We start from the raw sequence: 19,914 nt of genomic DNA, 5'->3' as shown, positions 1-19,914 counted from the left end.
CCCCCTCCTATCTGTTCAAAAAGTTTTTCAGGGTCTCATTTTCCGGACTCGTGAATATTTCTTCAACTGGTTGGTCAACTAACAATTTTCCTTCGCTCATAAACATCCCACGGTCCCCTAACCGCTTAGCTTGGGAAAGATCATGGGTAACCATTATCATCGTAAGGTTTTTCTCTTTGCCCAACATTTTTAATAAATCCTCTATCTCTTCAGTTGTGCGCTCATCCAGAGCACTTGTCGGTTCATCAAGCAATAATACATCCGGTCGATTAGCGAGCGTTCGGGCAAAGGAAATCCTTTGCTTTTCTCCCCCAGAAAGCTGATTAACATTTTTATGAAGGATTGTTTGCGGCAAGGCTACCATTTCCAACAATTCGCTCGCTTGTCCTTCGTCCCAACTTTCAAAAAGAGATGGGCCATACTGTAGATTATCGTAAACAGTTCCCGGAAACAAATGGTGACTCTGCATAACTAGTCCTACCTGTTTTCTTAACGAAGCAACATGGTAATCAGTGATTGGCTTATCTCGATAATGAATCCTTCCTTCTGTTGGATCTTTTAACCGATTAAACAAAAAAAGCAAAGAGCTTTTCCCCGCACCTGAAGGACCGAACAAGACCACTTTTTCGCCTTTGTTGATCTTAAATTCGATATTACTTAGCTGTGGGGTTGATACGCCGGAAAATACAAATACTTCATTGTTCATAAATCATGCACCTTCATTTTCATATTAACGGTATACCATAACTTAGCGGTATAACTACTTCCTTATACATAATAACGGTAATTGATTTTGTTTCATAGGAGGCAAATACAACATAGAAGCCCAAACACGCGTATAACTATTTCCTTTGATGTAATTTTTCCGATTATTTTCTTGTTGAAACTAAAGAATCATCGCCGCTTGGATTTTATTTTCTCGGATAACAAACAAAGAGACCGAAACTTAAAAAAAGATCAAAAAAACAGGCTGGCGAGATTCACCCGCCAGCCTGAGTATTCCCCTAAAGGAAAAACTTTGGTCGTCATTGTTCACTTTCACTGCTTTCGCTTTCGCTATTTCCAAAATCATAAAAACGGAATAAATCTCCATAAATGATTTGGTCAGAATATGATAACTCTTTTTCCACTTTTTCCTTCACAGGCTGGCAAAGGCCTTCAGTATCCTCGGGCTGCTCAAGACCTGTCGGTTCTTTTTCCAATAATTCTCCGGATTGACGATCATAGCACTGGCCTTTACTATAAACATATTTGTCACTAATAAAGTCTCCATTACGTAAGGCAATAAAGTTTTTACGATCCTCAGCAAACAAATCAGTACCAAAGGTGATGTCTTTCTCACTTTCTACTCCCAACAGACTAAGAATAGTAGGCTTTACATCGATTTGGCCAGCGATGTCTGATATGACTCCGCCTTCTTCTCCAGGAATATGGATGAAGAAAGGAACTCGCTGTAACTGAATGTGTTCGTAAGGAGTGATTTCCTTACCTAAATACTGCCCCATCGCTTTATTGTGGAATTCACTAATTCCATAATGGTCACCCATCAGTACAATAATTGAATCTTCATATAAACCAGACTCCTTTAGTTCTTTAAAGAACTGTTCAACAGCTTCGTCTGTATAACGGACTGTTGGAAAGTACTGGTTCAGAGTTTTTGAATTGGAATCATATTGATCAATAGATGCATCTTCTTCACTTAAATCAAATGGATAATGATTGGTCAGCGTAATAAACTTCGAATAAAATGGCTGTTGTTGGGATTCAAGATATTTCATCGATTGTTCAAAGAACGGCTTATCCTTCAAACCCCAGCCAATCGAATTATCTTCCGTAACTTCATAAGAATCTAGATCGAAGAACTTGTCATAACCAATATTGTTATACATCACGTCACGGTTCCAAAAGCTTTTGTTATTAGCATGGAAGACTGAAGTGAAATAACCTTCCTCATTTAAAATCTCAGGGGTTGCATTGTATTCATTTTGGCCATGCGTAAAGAAAACTGCTCCCCGCGATAAAGGATACAAAGAGTTTTCCACTAAAAATTCTGAGTCTGATGTCTTTCCTTGCTCTGTTTGATGGTAGAAATTCTCGAAATAGTAGCTTTCATCAATCAAGTCATTCAGGAAAGGAGTTATTTCTTCCCCATTTACTTCATTGTTGATTACAAAGCTCTGTACGGATTCCAAAGAGACAAAAATCACATTTTTATCCTCTGCTACTCCAAACAGGTCTGACTTCTCTTTGCTTGTCGCTTTCTCCTTCACATACTCCGTTATTTCCGGCATTTCATTGCCATCGGCAAATACCCGCTGCGCCTTTGTTTTTGATTGTAAGGCGGCATCATAAATATGGTAATTAAACAACCCAATATTTTTGACAAGGTACTCCCGGTCAAATGTACGCTGTAATAACTGCGGGCGTTCAATTTCCGCTAATGTGTAGTTGAAAAGCAAGAATAAAAGCGATACACTGAGCGCCAATGTTTTACCTCTTTTTCGGTAACTTGCCGAAATAACGGCAGGGCGCTTCTTACTCAAGTACCAGATAATCGCCACATCTGCAAATAACAGCAGATCCGGTAGATGGACCAGTGAAAAAATACTGGAACCTAAGTCAGCAGCATTGCTGCCTTGGAATAAAACAGGGATGGTAATAAAATCGGTGAAATTCCTATAAAAAATCAGATTGAAATAAATAATAATTGTTCCTAAAAACGCCATATAGCGTAAAAATTTCATTTGCCTTCTTTCTTTAAACCAAACACTGATTGCAAAAATCAAAAAGGCAGAAGCGAATGGATTGATGAACAAAATAAATTCCTGCATCATATTATCCAGCGAAATATTAAATATAAAGCGATATACTACATATGTTTTTAATCCAAATAACACAGTAGCTATAATATACAAGGGTATATTAAAAAGTCTTTTAGACATTGTGCATTTCCTCCTTAAATCCGAGTTCCATTTTCATAGTTTATTATATTAATTGAGAGTTTACGTCCATTTTACATTATTATATTATATTCCACCGATTGAAATAAATAAACACTATTAATAAGACGTTTGTAGTTTCCAGAAGGTTTCATTTTTCTCTGAAAAAATTTTACATCGATTTAATATTTCTATATTTTAATAGACATTCGCAAAAAAATAAACCCTTCCAAGGGATTATTTTCAAAGATACCCGTTTAATATTGTATTTTATTTTCCTAGTTAGCTAGAACCTTGTTGTCTTACTAAATAGGCAGCACCGAGGACCCCGGCGTCGTTCCCTAATTGAGCAATAACAAACTCGCAGCCTTCACTTATTCGGGGCAGTGCGTATCGATCGAATGCTGCCCTTAAAGGTGTCAGTAATTGTCGGCCAGCTTGAGAAACCCCCCCGCCGATGACAATTTTTTCCGGATTGATAATTGTCGCTGCATTCGCTATAGCAAACCCGAGTACATCCGCTGTTTTAGCTACAATTCGTCTGGCAGCTTCATCACCGCTATCTGCTGCTGCAAACACATCTTTAGCATTGATTTCTCCGTTTTTGCGAAAGGTTTCCACTAATATCGTTTCATTACCTGACTCGATAGACCGCATGGCTTGTCTGACAATGCCTGTTGCCGAGGCTACTGTTTCCAAACAGCCATTCCGCCCGCAGTTGCATGGCGCTCCATCAACTTCCGCAGTAATGTGCCCGATTTCTCCTGCTGTTCCATTGACGCCATTCAAAACCTGACCATTGGCAATAATACCGCCGCCCACGCCGGTACCGAGTGTAATTGCAATCAAATTGTCCACTTGATTACCTGATCCCTTCCAGTTTTCTCCTAAAGCGGCTATATTAGCATCATTATCAACGATTACTGGCAGACCTGAAAGGCTTTCCAGTTTTTCTGCCAGCTCGAAATCTTTCCATCCGATATTTACGGCAATCGAAACCACTCCGGTAGCAGGCTCCACAAACCCAGGAGCACCTGCTCCGATGCCGAGCAACTGTTCAAGGCTGATATCGCTATCCATTATCCTTTTCTCCACTGACTTCCAAATATCTGTTGGTATTGATATTCCTTTGTTTTCTTTATTTGTATCGATTTCCCATTTATCTTTAATACTTCCCATTTGATTGATAAACGCCAATTTTACGGTAGTTCCACCGATATCTATACCAACAGCATACTTTTCTGCCATTCGATTATCCCCCTTATTGATCTCGAAGCTTAGCTCGTTCTTGTTTTAAAAGTAATATAGCCATTTGATATTCGGAAGGTTCCATGCACTGGGATTTATACAGCTCTTTTATCTCTTCCTCCATCATTTCTAAATCGGCTATCCGATTTCCTAAATAAATAAAGGTTCCAAACCTTTTTAATAATTGTTGGACGTCATAAATCGTTTTCATCTAATCACCATTGACCATTATACCAATCTTTTTGGCAGTTGGAAACGATAAACCAGCCTAATTTGGAATAATTATTCGCTTTTAAAGTAAAAAGAACCCAGATCGGTTAACGATCTGGGTCCTGTGGATTCAGAAAAGTAGGCCTGCGGTTTTTCAGCGGGATTGGAGCCCGCAATATAACATCTCGAAACGGACGGGCAGAAAAAGGGATAAACGGCCATAAGTAACCAATCCTGAAAGAGTCCATTCTCATAAGGTAAAAGATCCATATAGTAATCCCGGCAACGTATCCTTTAACCCCGAATACAGCAGTGGCGAGCAATAAAATTATCCTGACAAGTCTATTTGCCAGACTTAATTCATAACTTGGTGTTGCAAACGTACCAATGGCAGCTACCGCCAAGTATAACACCACTTCATAGGAAAATAAGCCAACCTCGACAGCAACTTGTCCGATTAGTATGGCGGCAACGAGTCCTAAAGCTGTAGCCAAGGCTGTTGGAGTATGGATAGCAGCCATCCGCAGCATATCAATTCCTGCTTCCGCTACCAAAAACTGAAGAAGGATGGGAATTGTTCCGTCTTCACTTGGACCTATGAATCCCAATTCTTGTGGAAGCAAAGATGGGTCCATGGACAACAAATAATACAGCGGCAATATAAATATCGACGCAATAACAGCTAGAAACCTGACCATTCGCAGATAAGCGCCAACTAGTGGTTTTTGCCTGTATTCTTCTGCATGCTGCAAATGATGCCAAAAGGTTGCCGGCGTTATCATGACACTTGGAGACCCATCGATAATGATAAGGATATGTCCTTCATAAATGTGGGCGGCAGCTGTGTCAGGGCGTTCCGTGTACCGGATAGTGGGGTACGGATTCCAGTGCCTGCCGCACAAATACTCTTCGATTGTCTTTTCAGCCATAGGCAAACCATCGGTATCTATTTTTTTTAGGTGTTTTTTTAATATTTTTACGTTTTGTTTATCAGCAATATCTTCTAAATAACAGACACACACATCTGTCTTGGATCTTCTTCCGATACTTAAGTATTCCATTCTTAGAGACCGATCGCGTATTCTTCTTCTAGTCAAGGCCGTGTTAAATACGATTGTCTCTACGTACCCATCCCTGGATCCGCGGACAACCCTTTCCAAATCAGGTTCTTCCGGTCCTCTAACCGGGTATGTCCGGGCATCGATGATGATGGCGTACTCCAGGCCGTCTACAAATAAAGCAGTAGGACCTGCCAGAACAGTGTCACAGGCTTTATTTAAATCCTGTTCTTTGTCCAGCTCTATATAAGGAATGTGCGTCTTCAACAATTTTTCCAGAGGATCCGGTTCAAGCTGCTCGGGCTCCAGCCTTGATAATAGTTTCATTAATAAATGAAGAATATCATCTTTGACAAAGCCATCGATCATAAATAAAGCCATTTTTTTACCAGCGTATTCCAAATCAAGGTGGATCACGTCAAAGCTTTTGTCAACGCCCAATCTTTCTTTTACATAGGCCACATTGTCATCAATTTTGCGGTATATAGGCAGTTTATTGTTTTCTTTTTCCATGGTCTCATCCTAATTGGTTTATTAATTAGTATTTTGCACGGAAACACAATTACCATACTAAGGTTCAACAAATTAATTTTGGACGAAGTCAATCAGATATCGTTTCTTCTGTTTCATAATAATTAACTTGAACACATATACCTTAACAAACACTTATTATAGGAATTGCGCTTGGTAAATACCAAGCGTTAATTAAAGGAGCATCCTTTATGAGAAAAGCAATTATCTATCTTGCCATCTTTATCATAACAATTTCTGCTATCTATCTGTTTTTCATGAGACAAGAAGATCATGCAGTCATAAAATATTTTCCCTTAGATGAGGATTTAACTTTTACTAAGTATATGACAGACTTGGACATCCTATCTGAAGTGGACATAGATGAGTATGATGTCCAGTGGAAAGCATCCTCTGACATCGACAAAGCTATTTATTTAAGACAGGATGTCTCTTTGTTATATGTCGATGGGCGTTTAAAAGGCATTCTAAGTAAATGGAAAGAAAATGGACAAACCATTGAACAAAAAACCAGAATACATGGAGAAGACAGCAGCCATTTCCAAGCGATTACCTTTCATCATGGAGAACTGCATTACCCTGATGACGAAATCAAGAGCATCCAGGCGATGTCCTATGATGAGTTATATGTAATCGACTCCCCCCATACCGCACTAGAGTCCTTTGATCAACCACTCAATCAAAGCCAGGAAGAGTGGAAGGACACATTGGACCATGCAACAAACCAACAGTTAAGTTTTCACTGGAGACAATTAATCAACCACTTTGATATTCCTGCGGAGACTTATACTATTATCCCGCTCACTGAACTGTACGAGTTCGAGAAAAAACCAATTCCCGGACTAAACATAGAGGAAACACAACAAGTAATCGGCCAGTTATGGGAAGGACTTTACAAAAATTACATTTTGGGGATCACTGGTACCCAAAGTAATCAGCACCCCATCAATACGTTCATTCCGCTCGTTTTATTTGATAATAATGGCAAACACCTAATTGTCCTTTACCAGGACGAAAAGGAAGAAAAGCAACAACTGCTGCAATATTACCCATCCTTTGATAACCGTTGATTCAATGAAGAGAAGTTTTCGTTATCCGGCTGGAGTCTGCTTGCTTTGTCAGCGTGCTGTTTTGCCTTCTCTCCTTTTCCATTGTTCATATACAATAATGCAAGATTATAATGAGCCTCTGCAAAATCAGGCTTTATTTCCACGCATTTCTCCAAATCGCTGATGCTCTCTTGCGTATGGTCAAGATTTAAATGGGCAAGGGATCGGTAAAATAATAATTCAGCCTCATATTTTTTCCCTTTATCCAAGCCTTCATTCGTATAAGCGAGTGTCTGCTGATAGTTTTCTTCCTGGAATGACTGCTGGGCAAGCTGCAGCAAGTTTGTAGCAGAATAATTCCACCCATATATAATCAAAGTACAAATCAAACTAGTATATAGAAGCAATGCAGCAAGCTGGGAGCCCCATTTTTGTTTCTTGGGCAAAGAAACAATCCCAGATGCCAGAAAACCGCCGGACAGTCCACCTAAATGTGCTCCATTATCGATTTGAGGCACAGCCAATCCTAAAACAATGTTGACGCCTAAAATAAATAACAGGCTCCAGCCCATTGTCTGGAAAAATAATTTCTTATATAAAACTCCAAAAAATAGCAACGCTCCAAATAATCCAAAAATAGCTCCAGAAGCTCCTGCTGAAATCTGTATATTAAACGCAAAGCTGGATAACCCACCGGAAATGCCCGCCAATAAATAAATGAAAGTAAACCGGTAATTGCCATAAATCCGTTCTACTGCACTGCCTAAATAATATAGCGCAAGCATATTCATGGCTAAATGCAGAAAGCCTATATGAAGAAACATCGAAGATATAATCCGCCACCATTCCCCTTCTAATATAGCAGGATTGTATTTGGCTCCGAATTCTATCAATGTATTTGTGTTCAGGCTGCCGCCTTTTTGTTCCAATAACAGAAACATAAGTATATTTAAAGCCAGAAGGATATATGTAACCAAGGGTTTCCCTTGATGAAAAACGGCGGCTTCTTCTTTATTCCTGATATACAACTGTTCCCGCAGCCTGCCTCTTACTTCTTCCGTAGTTGCCTCCATTTCCTCTTCTTTGGAAGGGATTGAAATTGGAAGATGATCAATGCCCAAATCCTCATACAAACGGCTTTTTTCCGTTTCTATCCTAATATCGTCCAAATAGTACACTTGCATTTCTATTGGTTTCCTATCTTTTACTATTAATGGTTTTTTTATTGATTCCCACTCATCGACAGGAGCGTGTGTGGATACATATACATTATGAATCTTCACTTTTCTGCCGAGCAGTAGTTTCCGAAGGTTTTTAACCTTGTAGATGACTGTCGCAATATCTTTCTTTAAGTGGTTTTTCCAATCAAAGCTTTGATGGTACAGCCGGACGACATGAGAAGTGTCTTTTATTTGTTTTTCCATCCAGATTTCCTGGTTATCTTTCTCTATATGGAGTAATTCAAAACCATGGTTATCGACCAGGTCTTCAGATAAGCGCAAAAAGTAATACTCTTCTTGTAAATGCATGCTGCCGCTCCCCCTCTCCCTTTCATCATACCATGGATAGATTGGACAATTACATTGAAAGAACCTCAGCCAATGCTTCCACAAATAACCGACCGGCATGTATTTAAACAAAAAAAGAAACGCTCAGCTTATGATGCTGAACGTCCCAAAATAGCAGGCAGAATCTTCGCCCTAACATAAGGCATATTCATTGATACTGTAACAGCCAATTTTCTTAATGTGTTTACTGCCAATAAAGCATTAAGTATCTTAAATCGCTTCTGGAATACCATACTTACGGCAATGATTATAGAACCAGCAATTAAAAATGCTCTCAATATCAGCACCCTTTCTTCTAAGAATGCTGTTAGTTTGCAACAATTACGTGATTTTATGCTTTTCCTTTTTCAATACTTAAAAAAGCAAACCATCCTCTGTAATGATATGATCTACCGGTATGTCATAATCATCCCGCGGACATTCTTCAATCATTTGCTCGTTGCTAGTCAAAGCTAGCGTAAGATTTTGAAAACCAGCTAAATAACGGTCATAATAACCACCGCCATAGCCAACTCTGTATCCGTCACGATCAAAAAACAAACCAGGAACGATTACTAAGTCAATCCTTTGCTTATCTATGGGACAAGTCAACTCAGGATTTGGTTCTAACAAGTCCATATAGACACACTCTAATTGGCTGTAAGATTGCAATTGATAAAAAACTAATTCCGGCTTGGCAGGAAAGCATTTTGGCACACATACTGTTTTGTTTTCCTTCCACGCTTGTTCAATGATGGTGCTGGTATCCCATTCATGTTTTTGTGAAACGGTCAGTGCTACCATATCAGCTGATTGCCAGAATGAGGAGTCGAATAGATGCCTTGCTATCCCTTCCTCAATAGCCCGCCTTCGTTCGGAAGGGAGGTTTTTGAGCATTCTTTTTGCCTGGATTCTTAAGTTCTGCTTATCCATATTTCTCACCAGCCCTATGTATACTTATGTGTCTATATGATAAAAAACCCTTACCAGACATTGGTAAGAGTTTTCATCCCACACGATCTCCGGGTTGCCCCTTCATTAACCGTATGATTATTTTGTTTCACGATGCAACGTATATTTACGCAAACGTGGAGAATATTTTTTAAGCTCTAAACGTTCAGGATGCTTACGCTTGTTTTTAGTGGTAATATAATTGCGGTCACCTGTTTCGGTGCAAGCAAGTGTAATGTTAACACGCATTCGTTATCCCTCCAAACCTCTTCAAATGTAATCAACATTTCAATTCATATCTTTTTTCAGACTTAATAATACTATCAAATAAATAACGAAATATCAACCACTTAGATAGAAAAGCATTCAAATTACGACGATTGTATGGTATAACTGACTATGGACACAATTGGAAAAATTAATTTTTCCAAAAGAAATATATGGGAGAACACCTTTTGTTGTTCTCTGTCTTCTGTTAGGCTAACTTAAGGTCGTTACCTTCTAAATTACGAAAGAAATGAGGAATCACCATGGTTTATACCATTTCTACCCTTCTTGCAGTCGCAATTATCCTGCTGATAATGTCTTTTTTTCTGAACGACAGATTTAAGAATATCGAAAGCCAATTAGAGCAATTTTCCATCTCTTCGATGCAGGAGTCCTACCAACTCAAGAAAAAAATCAAGATACTGGAAGAAGAATTATTGACAGATGATCTCGGTTTTATGGAAGAAACAATACCGGCAGTCGACAAAAACCAACCACCGATGTTTCAAAAAATAGTCGAGATGAACCGTCAAGGGAAAGACATCGATCAAATAGCAAGAGAAACATCGTTGAGTGAACATGATGTCTTTTCTATCATTAATCAGTTTTCCTCTGAGAGATAAGGAGTATTATCATGAAACAACCAATCCGGGCTTTTGCCCTAGGCCTTTTGGCAGCCACGCTATTGTTGGCATTTGCCTTCTATTTTGACGGAAATAAAAACGAACCAGCCAAGGATATGACAGCCTCAGATATGATCAATCACTTAGAACAGGAAGGCTATGTTGTTAAATCAGCTGATGAAATACAAGCGGAACGCCAATCAAACGAACAACAGAAGCAAAAGGAAGAAGAGCAAACAGAAGAGAACAGCCAGGCTGAAAAACAACAAGCTGAGGATAGTCCCGAAAGTATAGAGTTAGAAATTGAATCAGGAACATCAACGGAAGAAATAGTAGATGTCCTTTATCAATCTGGCATAATTGAAGACAAACAGAGCTTTACGAGTTATTTAATTGATAAAAATTATAGTACTAAAGTTCAAATTGGCCAGTTCACCATTCACGAAAGCATGACTTATCAGGAAATAGCGAATGAAATTACCGGTCAGTAACCAAACGAACACATCGGAAGATGTGTTCGTTTGGTTTATTCATTTAAATTTAATGTCTCTCCTTTGACCAAGTAAAGAATGCTTTCTCCGATATTTGTTGTATGGTCCGCAAAACGTTCAATATATCTGGCACTAAACGCCATTTGCATGATATGTTGAATTTTTTGTGGATTGGTAGCTGTTTCCTCGAGCATTTCTCTAATAATTTCTCCATACATACTGTCGACCAGATCATCTAGCTCCGATAACTTTCTGGCCAATGTGATATCTTCATATTCAAAAGCCTTGATGGAAAGATCAACCATTTTTAATGCGATATTTTTCATGTCTGTTAATGCCGGGTGAATGGTTAAACCATGTTCTTCTCCTAAGTGAATGGTTGACTTAGCTATGTTTTTAGCGTTATCCCCCATCCGCTCTAAATCGGAAGAAATTCTCAAAGCGATGATCAGCCTTCTGAGATCGGTAGCAACTGGCTGCTGCCGCGCGATAAGCAATATAGCATCTTCATTAATTTTCAGCTCTTTTTGGTCGAGCTTTGTATCATACGAGATAATATCGTTAGCCATGTCAATGTCCTGGTTATATAAAGCCTCTAATGATTTTTCGAGAAGCTTCTCCGTCTCATGCGCGAGACTAATAATATCCCCTCGTAATTTTGACAACTCTACCTGGAACTGTTCTCTTGCAACCATCGATATCCCTCTTTCCTAAAGTTTATCCAAACCGACCTGAAATATAGTCTTCCGTGCGTCTGTCGACTGGCACAGAAAACAAACTACCTGTATCGGTGGATTCTATGATTTCACCATGTAGAAAAAACGCCGTTTGATCAGATATTCTGGCAGCTTGCTGCATATTATGGGTGACAATAACGATTGTATATTGATTCTTAAGTTCAGAAATCAACTGTTCAATTCTAAGAGTAGAAACGGGATCAAGGGCAGATGTAGGCTCATCCATTAAAACTACCCGCGGCTTAGTGGCAATCGTTCTTGCAATACAAAGACGCTGCTGCTGGCCGCCAGATAAACCAAGCGCAGAACTGTTTAAGCGATCCTTCACTTCGTCCCACAAGGCTACATCTTTTAAAGAACTTTCTACTATCTCATCCAGCTGCTTTTTCTTTTTTACTCCATGGATTCTCGGACCATATGCAACATTATCGTAAACGGATTGAGGGAAGGGATTGCCTTTTTGAAAGATCATGCCAATCTGCTTTCTAAGGTTAACTAAATCGATCCTATCTTTTAAGATATTTTGGCTGTTAAATAAAATGTCTCCAGACATATGAACACCCGGTACTCTTGTTATCATTAAATTAAGGGTCTTGATAAACGTAGACTTGCCACAGCCTGAAGGACCAATAATAGCCGTTACCTGATTTTCGGGTATTTCCAAGTTTAAATTTTTAAGTGCCTGTGTATTTCCGTACCATAAATTCATGTCTTTTACATCAAACACCGTTTTATGTTCAGTTATTGTCTCAGTCATCTTTTTATCCCCCTATCCGAATCTTCCAGAAATATAGTCTTCGGTTTTTCCGTGTGCCGGATTGGTAAATATCTTTTCCGTTTCATCATATTCAATAACCGAGCCATTTAGAAAGAACGCCGTTTTATCAGATATCCTTGAAGCCTGCTGCATATTGTGGGTAACAATAATGATTGAATAATCTTCTTTTAGCTGCAAAATCAACTCTTCAATTTTCGCGTTAGAAATAGGATCTAATGCGGATGATGGCTCATCGAGCAATAACACGTTCGGTTTCATCGCCAGCGTTCTTGCTATGCAAAGCCGCTGCTGCTGTCCCCCTGATAAGGAGAAGGCCGACTCATGCAGACGATCTTTGACTTCATCCCAAAGGGCGGCTTTTCGCAAGCTTTCTTCGACCACTTCATCTAACTGCTTCTTTTTTCTTTTCCCATAAAATTTCAGGGCGTGGGTAATGTTGTTATAGACCGATTTAGGAAAAGGATTCGGTTTTTGAAACACCATGCCTATTTCTTTACGTAAAGCAATGGTATTAATGTTTTTATCTAATAAGTTAATATCCTCGTAAATTATTTGACCTTCATTTCTGGCGATCGGGATTAAGTCGTTCATTCTGTTAATCCCCCGAAGGAAGGTAGATTTCCCGCAGCCTGAAGGTCCAATCAAAGCTGTAATAGCATGCTCGTCAATATCAAATGTGGCGTGTTTGACTGCCTGATTATCCCCATAAAAAATGCTTAAGTCCTTAATTTCTAATATCGTATCTTTTTGCTTATCTATTTCTCTTTTTTTATTTTTATTTGTTTGAGGTTCAATCGTAATAGTACTTGCCATCATTAATACCCCTCTATCTTTAATTATTTACTGGCAGTGACTTTTTTGTGGACGATACTGCCAAGCCATCTAGCCAACAGATTAAAAACCAATACAGATAATACAAGGACAGCAGAAGATCCATTGGCAATTTCTCTAATATCAGGCATAATCCCATTAGTATTTACTGACCAAATATGAACAGCAAGCGTTTCGGCCGGCCTGAAGATGTTTAAGGGCGATGTCTCCGAAAAAGGATTTAAATCCAGATAATCAAGCCTCGGAGTTGATAATCCCGCTGTGAAAAGCAGTGCTGCAGCCTCTCCGAACACTCGTCCAGACGCTAAAATCGCACCGGTTAAAATCCCGGGGAAAGCGGAAGGAATCAGCACGGTTTTAATGGTATGCCAATGGGTAATGCCAAGCGCCAAACCAGCTTCTTTCTGTTCAGGCGGCACGGTACGGATTGCGTCTTCACTAACGCGAACCATTACTGGAATATTAAATATCGTCAAAGCTAATGCACCGCCAATTATTGTATAGCCCCATCCAGTTGTATTGACAAAGACAAGTAAACCAAACATTCCAACGACAATGGACGGCAATGAAGCCAGCATCTCTATACAAGATCTGATGAAGTTAGTGATCTTCCCTGGTTTTGCATACTCTGCCATATAAATTCCGCCGCAAACTCCTAATGGGACAGTAATCAACATCGTAATAAATAAAATATAGAAAGAGTTGAATAGTTGATCCCTGATACCGCCGCCCTCCCGCACTGTACTTGATGGAGTAGTCAGGAATTCCCAGGAAATCTGCGGCACTCCCCTAATCAAAATAAACGAAAATAGTGCAACAAGTACGGCAACGATTATCAATGCTAATGAGGTAAATATACCTGTGGCAATTCTGTCTGCTATCTTGCTGTTCATTATATTTTCCTCCTAGACGACAAGTATCTGACAATCAAAATAAACACGAATGAAATAATTAATAATATTAATCCCATCGACCATAATGTGTTATTCTCGATGCTTCCATAGGTTGTATGGCCCATATTCAACGTAATAATCGTGGTCAAAGTGGCTGATGGATCCAGGAGACTTGAAGGCAGTGCCCTCACATTTCCAATCACCATCTGAACAGCCAAAGCTTCTCCAAATGCCCGCGCCATTCCCAAAACCACTGCTGTCAGCAGTGAAGGCAATGCAGCAGGGATTAATACTTTTTTTATAGTCTGCCAGCGAGTAGCACCCAGCGCTAAAGAACCTTCTCTTAAACTATTGGGCAATGACCCCATGGCATCCGTAGCAATCGTGGTGATTGTCGGAAGGATCATTATAGATAAGACAATTGTTCCGGCAAGGATACTAAACCCTGTTCCTGATGAGTATTCTCTAATAAAAGGCACTAAAACTGTAAGCCCTATGAATCCATAAACAACAGACGGAATTCCGACCAGCAGTTCGATGACTGGCTGTAAAACTTTCTTCCCCCATGACGGGGCTATCTCCGACATAAAGATAGCTCCTCCAATTCCAATCGGTGCAGCTATTAAGGCGGATAAGAAGGTTACCGCAAGAGAACCGAAAATAAATGGGAACGCCCCATAGCCAGGGTTATCTCCCAATGGATTCCAATTGGTACTAGTTAAGAACTCAATGGGACTTACACTATTCACTAAGAATGATTGAAGTCCTTTGGTGGTTAAAAAGACTGTCACGGATATTGTGGCTGTGATCATTATCAAGGCGCACAATGTAACCAGAATTTTTCCCCTTAATTCACCATAAGAATTGTTCTTTTTTGATTTAATCAATCGATCCCTAGCTGATAAAGCCACTTTATTCTCCATCGTTAACACCCCTATAAAGTCATTGTAGGGCAAATGCCTATCAGCATTTACCCTACCTTTCTTTTATTCTTTTATCTCTTATTTATCTGTCTGGTTTCCTTCCGCATCACGTTCTACTTCCATCTTCGTAGCCGCGATATACCCTTGCTCTGGCAATAAACCTGTTTGGATTTCATCACTCATCATGTAATCCAGGAAGGTTTTAGCCAAACCTTCTGCCTCGCCATTTGTGTAAGAGTGTTGATAAGCCCAAATCGGAAATTCTCCACTCTGAACATTTTCATCTGACGCTTCTACCCCATCAATTGACAGAGGTGTTACGGAATCATCGGTGAAATAAGAGAAAGCCAAGTAACCGATCGCACCTTCCGTCTCTCCTATGATTTGTTTGACGGTATTTGATGAATCCTCTGTTACTCCTTCGGCTGGAGTTTCGCCATCAAGTCCAAAGTTCACAAAAGTTGCCCGGGTACCAGAGGAATCTGGACGGTTTACTAAAGTAATATCTACATCCGCTCCACCTAATTCAGACCAGTTAGTGATTTCACCAGTAAATACTTTTTTCAAATCCTCTTTGGAAATATCCTCAATCCCTACTTCTGGATGAACAGCAGCAGTCATGCCAACCACAGCAACTTTATGATCAACTAATTCATCTGCAGGAATGCCATCTTTTTCTTCCGCAAAAACATCAGAATTTCCAATATCAACTGTTCCTTCGGATACTTCACTTAGACCTGTACCTGAGCCGCCGGCATTGACTTGGATGTCTGCTTCAGGATTTTCGCTCATGAATTGTTCTGCAGCAGCTGCTACTAAAGGCTGCATAGCACTAGAACCTGAAATAGTAATGGAACCAGAAGCTGATTCTTCGCTTGCGCCTTCGTCTTCTGAACTTGTATCATCTGAAGCACTTGCTCCGCTGTCCGATTGGTCATTGCCACCTGTTTCTTCATCTTCTCCATTGCCCGAACCGCAAGCTGCCAATAATCCAATCACCAAGATAAGTAATGCAGCAATTGATAATAACTTCGTTTTTTTCATACGTCTGTTCCCCCTACTATTTGTATAGTTTGAATGTTGCCTTTGCCGGCTACAAATTCATCTTAACGTACTAGTTTGAAGTTATAGTTAACTGCTTGTAAAGATAGTGTAAATTTAATAGAACGAAAGAACTATAGGTTGATAGAACCCGTTCAACTATTTCAAAAAACAAAAAAAAGCAGCGCCTGGCATCTGCCACGCGCTGCTTTCCTGTTACTTCTTCTACTATTATTCGTCCTTATCCTCTGCTTCTTGCTCGCCTTCTTCACTTTGTGAAAGTTCCGAATTCACGCCTTCTTTATCTCTTTCTTCCTTCAACTCAAAATATTTACCAATAATCCTTGTGCCGATTTTATGGTTAATATCATATTGGCTATTACTTATTCCATTGTTTGGTACAATAATTGCGAAAGCCACTTCTGGATCATCATAGGGAGCATAGCCAACCAGGCTCAAGTTTTCCGTATCTGCAAGTTTCTTTCCATCCTTATAAACTTCGTTTTCTGCTGTACCGGTCTTGCCAGCCACCTTATATTTTTCACTGTATTGAGCCCAGCCATGATTAGCAGCTGTTCCCTGGGTAAATACTTTGCGGAAACCTTTATGGACCCTGTCAAGGTATTGCTCATTCATCACAATTTTGTTTAGAACATCCGTATTAAAACTTTCTATTACAGGACCAAGCTCGCCTTTTTTTGCTTTTGGCTGTCTGACTTCGTTCACCAGTCGAGGGCGGATCCGATAGCCGTCATTGGCAATTGTCGATACATACTGGGCCAGCTGCATAGTAGTAAATGTATCATACTGACCGATCGCATAGTCCATTAAATTACCAGGCTGCGGCTCTTTGCCAACATAACCGGTCGATTCATAGGGATAATCGATACCTGTTTCCACACCTAGACCAAATTGCTTAAAGTAATTACGCATGGTTGTAAATGATTCCGGGTTAAAAGTAATGGAATTCATTCCATAATGGTAATTAAACTCGCCGCCCAACCGCATGGCGATATGGAACATATAGACGTTCGACGATTTTTCCAATGCTTCTACTTCATCGACATGTCCAATACTGCTGGAATATGAACTTTTTTCCAAATCCTTTATTTTAATTTTGGTATCATTGATGACAGTTCCCGGGCTGATTACTCCGGAATCGAGGCCCGCCAAAACAGAAGCACCTTTAACCGCCGATCCTGGCCTGTGGGCATCATACAATGTCCGGTAGGATTGATTATGGTACTCATCATTCTCCCGGTCATAGTGCTGGCCAGACATTGCCAACACTTCGCCAGTCTGGGGATTCATCATTACGACCAACGCATCTGACATATACTTATTTTTTGCAGGATGCATTTCAATGGCCGTCTTCAGTTCCTCTCTGGCGATTTTGTCGACTGCCTGCTGCAATTCCATATCAATCGACAACATTAAGTCATTGCCGCGCTGTCCTTCCGTAACCACCTCGGAACTGACGATTTTGCCAGCACTGTCGGTGATGTACTCTACCTGTTCTTTTCTACCTTTTAAAACACTTTCATATTGCTCTTCGAGTCCGCTCGTTCCAACACGGTCGTTACGGCTGTATCCCCTGCTCAAATAATACTCAAGGTTTTCACTCGGAATTCCTCGTTCTGAAGTAGAAATATTCCCGATGATGTCCTGGAAGGTTCCCTCCACAGCAGAAATCCTATTCCAATCAATAGTAGCATCGATACCCGTAAGTTCGTTTAAATGCTCAGACACCTGTGCATACTCTTCTTCAGTCACATTTTCATTTTTTACAATATGGGGGGATAACTCTGAGGCAGCATCCAATTCTTTCTTGATGGCTATCACTTCAAGCAGCGAATCATCCCATTCTATTTCCGCTAATTCTTCATCGGTAATTCGGTCAAGCATGGCCTGGTACTGTTCAGATACATCCATGTCTTCTGCTTCTTCAGCAGACAATTTGTCTTCTGATTCTTTTTGGTTCAATAAATACCAGTATTCTTTCTTATCTCTTTCCCTTACTTCATCTTCAGCGTCTTCTATATCAATAAATTCGGCTAATTTTTCTGCTAAGTCGAGCCTTTCTTCGGCTGAAGCTCCTCGTTTAGGCGGTGTATAAGTAATCGACCTGACCGGCTCGTTATCTAGCACAAGGCGCCCAAATCGATCATACATTTTGCCGCGCGGAACAGGAATATCAGAAACAGTATTCTCTGTTCGATTAATTTTGTCTTGCGCTTCTTCTCCATTAAGTATCTGCACGACTCCAAGTTGAAGAATTAACCCAGAAAACAGTAAAAAGACAAACAAAAACAATATATTTAAACGAAAGGGAAGTTGTGCTCGCTTCTTTTTTTTCTTTCCCATATCGCTCCCCCTTTTGTGTTAATAACATTACTACGATTATAACATCTTTAGCAGGAAGCGACTATCCTTTCACTATCTATTCTTTTCTTCAGAAAGTTCTTTAGCTACTGCTGGCTGTTTTCTAGGTTCGGTTACTTTCAGGTCAATATCTTTCACAAAAAAGTAAATGATAAAATGTCCAATTCCTACCACCATTAATAAATATGGGATGGCCGTTTCTGCCGAATAAAAACTAACAGCAATCAGAAACAAGCCAATAGAAGTAATTCTTCCAAAATTGAGGAAGACCTCTCTGACAACAATATACTCTATTCTCATTTCTCCAGCTTTCCTTGCCTTGCCAATCACATCGTATGTCATTGAAGCATAAGGAACAAATAAAATCGGGTAGGAAAAGCCAATGATTCCTGCGTATATTAACAAGGTTGTATAATCCATATGGAGGATAATCAAATAAAGCGATAAATACAATGATAACCCACCCACAAAGATAGCCTTTTTTCGCATCCGCGGCTTGATTAATCGTGTTGCTGCATAATAAAAGAGAAAAGAAAAACCAGAAAAAATTAAATTAAATGTACCAAGCGCCAACTCACTTTGCGTAGTAATAAATACCCACACAGAAATGACAAAAACAAAGACGCCTTCTCTCAATCCTTGAAAGGAATGGGCATAAAGAATTCTTTTCCAGTCTTTATTTCTTTTCCTCTCCTTGAATATTGTAAAAAAACGGAAGTCTCCCTTCGCGGATCTTCGATTCAAGAAAAACGTACAGACGACTGCCGAAATAAATAAGCAGAAGGAAATGGCGAAAATTACAGTATAGCCTTGGAACGATTCGAGGCGAGAAATCACATACCCAGCAAGTATAGGCCCGATCATTCCGCCCAGGGACTGCAAGAGCCCTTGAAATCCATTAAAAAAATCCCTTGTTTCAGGCTCTGTTACTTCAAAAGTCAATACATTAAAAGCAAGCCAGTAAAATCCGTACCCAATTCCAAGCAACCCGCCCAGCATCATATTATAGGTAGCTGCTTGTTCGCCTACGATTAATACAGTCATAAAAAAAAGGGACAGAAAGACTACCCCTAAACGTAATACGATCACCCTATCAACTTTTTTCGCCCACCTGCCGGCTAGTATAAATGTGAGGGGCTGCATAATATAAATAGAAATATTATAAAGTGCAATCGCGACATAATCACCTGATTGTTTCCATAAATAGATATTTACGAAGGTATTGGAAAGAAATATACCTAAAGAATATAACCCGCCTATTGTCAGCAGTAGCTTTAGATCACGGTCTACCTCAATGTCTCCTAGTAACAAGTGCAAAGTTTTCTTCATATTTCCCGTCTCCTTTACTGTTATCTTTATTGTTTTCTAATCCAAGGCAGATATACAAAGGAAATACAGAGAAAACGATTATACAG

Annotated in this window: 20 protein-coding genes; 3 read left to right on the top strand and 17 right to left on the bottom strand. The window is 39.8% G+C overall.

Going from position 1 to position 19,914, the window contains the following annotated elements:
* Positions 1 to 7: 7 nt before the first annotated feature.
* From BLR93_RS16610 to BLR93_RS16590, 5 genes are all read right to left on the bottom strand, one after another.
* Positions 8 to 706 carry an ABC transporter ATP-binding protein gene (locus BLR93_RS16610; RefSeq protein WP_093217039.1) on the bottom strand — a complete coding sequence of 233 codons (699 nt, stop codon included), beginning with the start codon at positions 704 to 706 and terminating at the stop codon, positions 8 to 10.
* 319 nt (positions 707 to 1,025) lie between these two features.
* Entirely contained in the window at positions 1,026 to 2,942 is a 1,917-nt protein-coding gene (locus BLR93_RS16605; RefSeq protein WP_093217037.1) for an LTA synthase family protein, read from the bottom strand.
* A gap of 279 nt (positions 2,943 to 3,221) precedes the next feature.
* On the bottom strand, positions 3,222 to 4,187 hold the full coding sequence (locus tag BLR93_RS16600) for an ROK family glucokinase (protein ID WP_093217034.1): 966 nt from the start codon (positions 4,185 to 4,187) through the stop codon (positions 3,222 to 3,224).
* Between the two features lie 13 nt (positions 4,188 to 4,200).
* Complete coding sequence (locus BLR93_RS16595) at positions 4,201 to 4,398, bottom strand: YqgQ family protein (protein ID WP_093217032.1); 198 nt, start codon at positions 4,396 to 4,398, stop codon at positions 4,201 to 4,203.
* Positions 4,399 to 4,504: 106 nt separating this feature from the next.
* On the bottom strand, positions 4,505 to 5,968 hold the full coding sequence (locus BLR93_RS16590) for a spore germination protein (RefSeq protein WP_093217030.1): 1,464 nt from the start codon (positions 5,966 to 5,968) through the stop codon (positions 4,505 to 4,507).
* Between the two features lie 209 nt (positions 5,969 to 6,177).
* Between BLR93_RS16590 and BLR93_RS16585 the strand changes: the two genes are divergently transcribed.
* Positions 6,178 to 7,056, top strand: coding sequence for a hypothetical protein (locus BLR93_RS16585; RefSeq protein ID WP_093217028.1), 879 nt, complete (start codon positions 6,178 to 6,180; stop codon positions 7,054 to 7,056).
* Here BLR93_RS16585 and BLR93_RS16580 read toward each other — a convergent pair.
* The 4 genes from BLR93_RS16580 to rpmG form a co-directional block, all read right to left on the bottom strand.
* On the bottom strand, positions 7,032 to 8,564 hold the full coding sequence (locus BLR93_RS16580) for a rhomboid family protein (protein ID WP_093217025.1): 1,533 nt from the start codon (positions 8,562 to 8,564) through the stop codon (positions 7,032 to 7,034). The genes BLR93_RS16585 and BLR93_RS16580 overlap by 25 nt on opposite strands.
* 128 nt (positions 8,565 to 8,692) lie before the next feature.
* Positions 8,693 to 8,881: a hypothetical protein gene (locus BLR93_RS16575; RefSeq protein WP_093217024.1), complete on the bottom strand. Its 189-nt coding sequence runs from the start codon at positions 8,879 to 8,881 to the stop codon at positions 8,693 to 8,695.
* Positions 8,882 to 8,957: 76 nt separating this feature from the next.
* On the bottom strand, positions 8,958 to 9,515 hold the full coding sequence (locus BLR93_RS16570; protein WP_093217021.1) for a 5-formyltetrahydrofolate cyclo-ligase: 558 nt from the start codon (positions 9,513 to 9,515) through the stop codon (positions 8,958 to 8,960).
* 117 nt (positions 9,516 to 9,632) lie between these two features.
* A complete protein-coding gene (gene rpmG / locus BLR93_RS16565; RefSeq protein WP_093217019.1) occupies positions 9,633 to 9,782 on the bottom strand; it encodes a 50S ribosomal protein L33 in 150 nt (49 codons plus the stop codon).
* Between the two features lie 281 nt (positions 9,783 to 10,063).
* Between rpmG and BLR93_RS16560 the strand changes: the two genes are divergently transcribed.
* Positions 10,064 to 10,423: a hypothetical protein gene (locus BLR93_RS16560; RefSeq protein WP_093217016.1), complete on the top strand. Its 360-nt coding sequence runs from the start codon at positions 10,064 to 10,066 to the stop codon at positions 10,421 to 10,423.
* A gap of 11 nt (positions 10,424 to 10,434) precedes the next feature.
* Positions 10,435 to 10,914: an endolytic transglycosylase MltG gene (locus tag BLR93_RS16555; RefSeq protein ID WP_093217014.1), complete on the top strand. Its 480-nt coding sequence runs from the start codon at positions 10,435 to 10,437 to the stop codon at positions 10,912 to 10,914.
* 35 nt (positions 10,915 to 10,949) lie between these two features.
* Here the strand turns inward: BLR93_RS16555 and phoU are convergent, their stop codons facing one another.
* The 8 genes from phoU to BLR93_RS16515 all read right to left on the bottom strand — a co-directional run bounded on the left by phoU (position 10,950) and on the right by BLR93_RS16515 (position 19,828).
* Positions 10,950 to 11,609 carry a phosphate signaling complex protein PhoU gene (gene phoU / locus BLR93_RS16550; RefSeq protein ID WP_093217011.1) on the bottom strand — a complete coding sequence of 220 codons (660 nt, stop codon included), beginning with the start codon at positions 11,607 to 11,609 and terminating at the stop codon, positions 10,950 to 10,952.
* 22 nt (positions 11,610 to 11,631) lie between these two features.
* Complete coding sequence (pstB, locus tag BLR93_RS16545) at positions 11,632 to 12,408, bottom strand: phosphate ABC transporter ATP-binding protein PstB (RefSeq protein WP_093217009.1); 777 nt, start codon at positions 12,406 to 12,408, stop codon at positions 11,632 to 11,634.
* Positions 12,409 to 12,420: 12 nt separating this feature from the next.
* Positions 12,421 to 13,242, bottom strand: coding sequence for a phosphate ABC transporter ATP-binding protein PstB (gene pstB / locus BLR93_RS16540; RefSeq protein ID WP_093217006.1), 822 nt, complete (start codon positions 13,240 to 13,242; stop codon positions 12,421 to 12,423).
* A gap of 23 nt (positions 13,243 to 13,265) precedes the next feature.
* Positions 13,266 to 14,153: a phosphate ABC transporter permease PstA gene (pstA, locus tag BLR93_RS16535; RefSeq protein WP_093217004.1), complete on the bottom strand. Its 888-nt coding sequence runs from the start codon at positions 14,151 to 14,153 to the stop codon at positions 13,266 to 13,268.
* Positions 14,153 to 15,076, bottom strand: coding sequence for a phosphate ABC transporter permease subunit PstC (gene pstC / locus BLR93_RS16530; RefSeq protein ID WP_093217001.1), 924 nt, complete (start codon positions 15,074 to 15,076; stop codon positions 14,153 to 14,155). The genes pstA and pstC overlap by 1 nt, the downstream gene beginning before the upstream one ends.
* 78 nt (positions 15,077 to 15,154) lie before the next feature.
* The gene (locus BLR93_RS16525; protein ID WP_093216998.1) at positions 15,155 to 16,120 is read right to left on the bottom strand and encodes a phosphate ABC transporter substrate-binding protein; all 966 of its coding nucleotides are present in this window, start codon (positions 16,118 to 16,120) and stop codon (positions 15,155 to 15,157) included.
* A gap of 228 nt (positions 16,121 to 16,348) precedes the next feature.
* Entirely contained in the window at positions 16,349 to 18,481 is a 2,133-nt protein-coding gene (locus tag BLR93_RS16520) for a peptidoglycan D,D-transpeptidase FtsI family protein (RefSeq protein WP_093216996.1), read from the bottom strand.
* A 72-nt stretch (positions 18,482 to 18,553) separates the two neighbouring features.
* Complete coding sequence (locus BLR93_RS16515) at positions 18,554 to 19,828, bottom strand: MFS transporter (protein WP_093216993.1); 1,275 nt, start codon at positions 19,826 to 19,828, stop codon at positions 18,554 to 18,556.
* Positions 19,829 to 19,914: the final 86 nt, after the last annotated feature.

This window comes from Sediminibacillus albus (genome assembly GCF_900101125.1).
In the GTDB taxonomy this organism is placed as follows: Bacteria; Bacillota; Bacilli; order Bacillales; family Amphibacillaceae; genus Sediminibacillus; species Sediminibacillus albus.
Note: the sequence above shows the minus strand (reverse complement) of the source record. Positions and strands in the feature narration are given on the sequence as shown.

Excerpts from the sequence above, each read along its gene's own strand:
- BLR93_RS16580 (WP_093217025.1), bottom strand. The coding sequence starts at position 8,564 with ATGCATTTACAAGAAGAGTATTACTTTTTGCGCTTATCTGAAGACCTG.
- BLR93_RS16590 (WP_093217030.1), bottom strand. The coding sequence starts at position 5,968 with ATGGAAAAAGAAAACAATAAACTGCCTATATACCGCAAAATTGATGAC.
- rpmG (WP_093217019.1), bottom strand. The coding sequence starts at position 9,782 with ATGCGTGTTAACATTACACTTGCTTGCACCGAAACAGGTGACCGCAAT.
- pstA (WP_093217004.1), bottom strand. The coding sequence starts at position 14,153 with ATGAACAGCAAGATAGCAGACAGAATTGCCACAGGTATATTTACCTCA.
- BLR93_RS16610 (WP_093217039.1), bottom strand. The coding sequence starts at position 706 with ATGAACAATGAAGTATTTGTATTTTCCGGCGTATCAACCCCACAGCTA.
- pstB (WP_093217006.1), bottom strand. The coding sequence starts at position 13,242 with ATGGCAAGTACTATTACGATTGAACCTCAAACAAATAAAAATAAAAAA.
- BLR93_RS16600 (WP_093217034.1), bottom strand. The coding sequence starts at position 4,187 with ATGGCAGAAAAGTATGCTGTTGGTATAGATATCGGTGGAACTACCGTA.
- BLR93_RS16560 (WP_093217016.1), top strand. The coding sequence starts at position 10,064 with ATGGTTTATACCATTTCTACCCTTCTTGCAGTCGCAATTATCCTGCTG.
- phoU (WP_093217011.1), bottom strand. The coding sequence starts at position 11,609 with ATGGTTGCAAGAGAACAGTTCCAGGTAGAGTTGTCAAAATTACGAGGG.
- BLR93_RS16585 (WP_093217028.1), top strand. The coding sequence starts at position 6,178 with ATGAGAAAAGCAATTATCTATCTTGCCATCTTTATCATAACAATTTCT.
- pstB (WP_093217009.1), bottom strand. The coding sequence starts at position 12,408 with ATGACTGAGACAATAACTGAACATAAAACGGTGTTTGATGTAAAAGAC.
- BLR93_RS16525 (WP_093216998.1), bottom strand. The coding sequence starts at position 16,120 with ATGAAAAAAACGAAGTTATTATCAATTGCTGCATTACTTATCTTGGTG.
- BLR93_RS16570 (WP_093217021.1), bottom strand. The coding sequence starts at position 9,515 with ATGGATAAGCAGAACTTAAGAATCCAGGCAAAAAGAATGCTCAAAAAC.
- pstC (WP_093217001.1), bottom strand. The coding sequence starts at position 15,076 with ATGGAGAATAAAGTGGCTTTATCAGCTAGGGATCGATTGATTAAATCA.
- BLR93_RS16555 (WP_093217014.1), top strand. The coding sequence starts at position 10,435 with ATGAAACAACCAATCCGGGCTTTTGCCCTAGGCCTTTTGGCAGCCACG.
- BLR93_RS16595 (WP_093217032.1), bottom strand. The coding sequence starts at position 4,398 with ATGAAAACGATTTATGACGTCCAACAATTATTAAAAAGGTTTGGAACC.
- BLR93_RS16515 (WP_093216993.1), bottom strand. The coding sequence starts at position 19,828 with ATGAAGAAAACTTTGCACTTGTTACTAGGAGACATTGAGGTAGACCGT.
- BLR93_RS16605 (WP_093217037.1), bottom strand. The coding sequence starts at position 2,942 with ATGTCTAAAAGACTTTTTAATATACCCTTGTATATTATAGCTACTGTG.
- BLR93_RS16520 (WP_093216996.1), bottom strand. The coding sequence starts at position 18,481 with ATGGGAAAGAAAAAAAAGAAGCGAGCACAACTTCCCTTTCGTTTAAAT.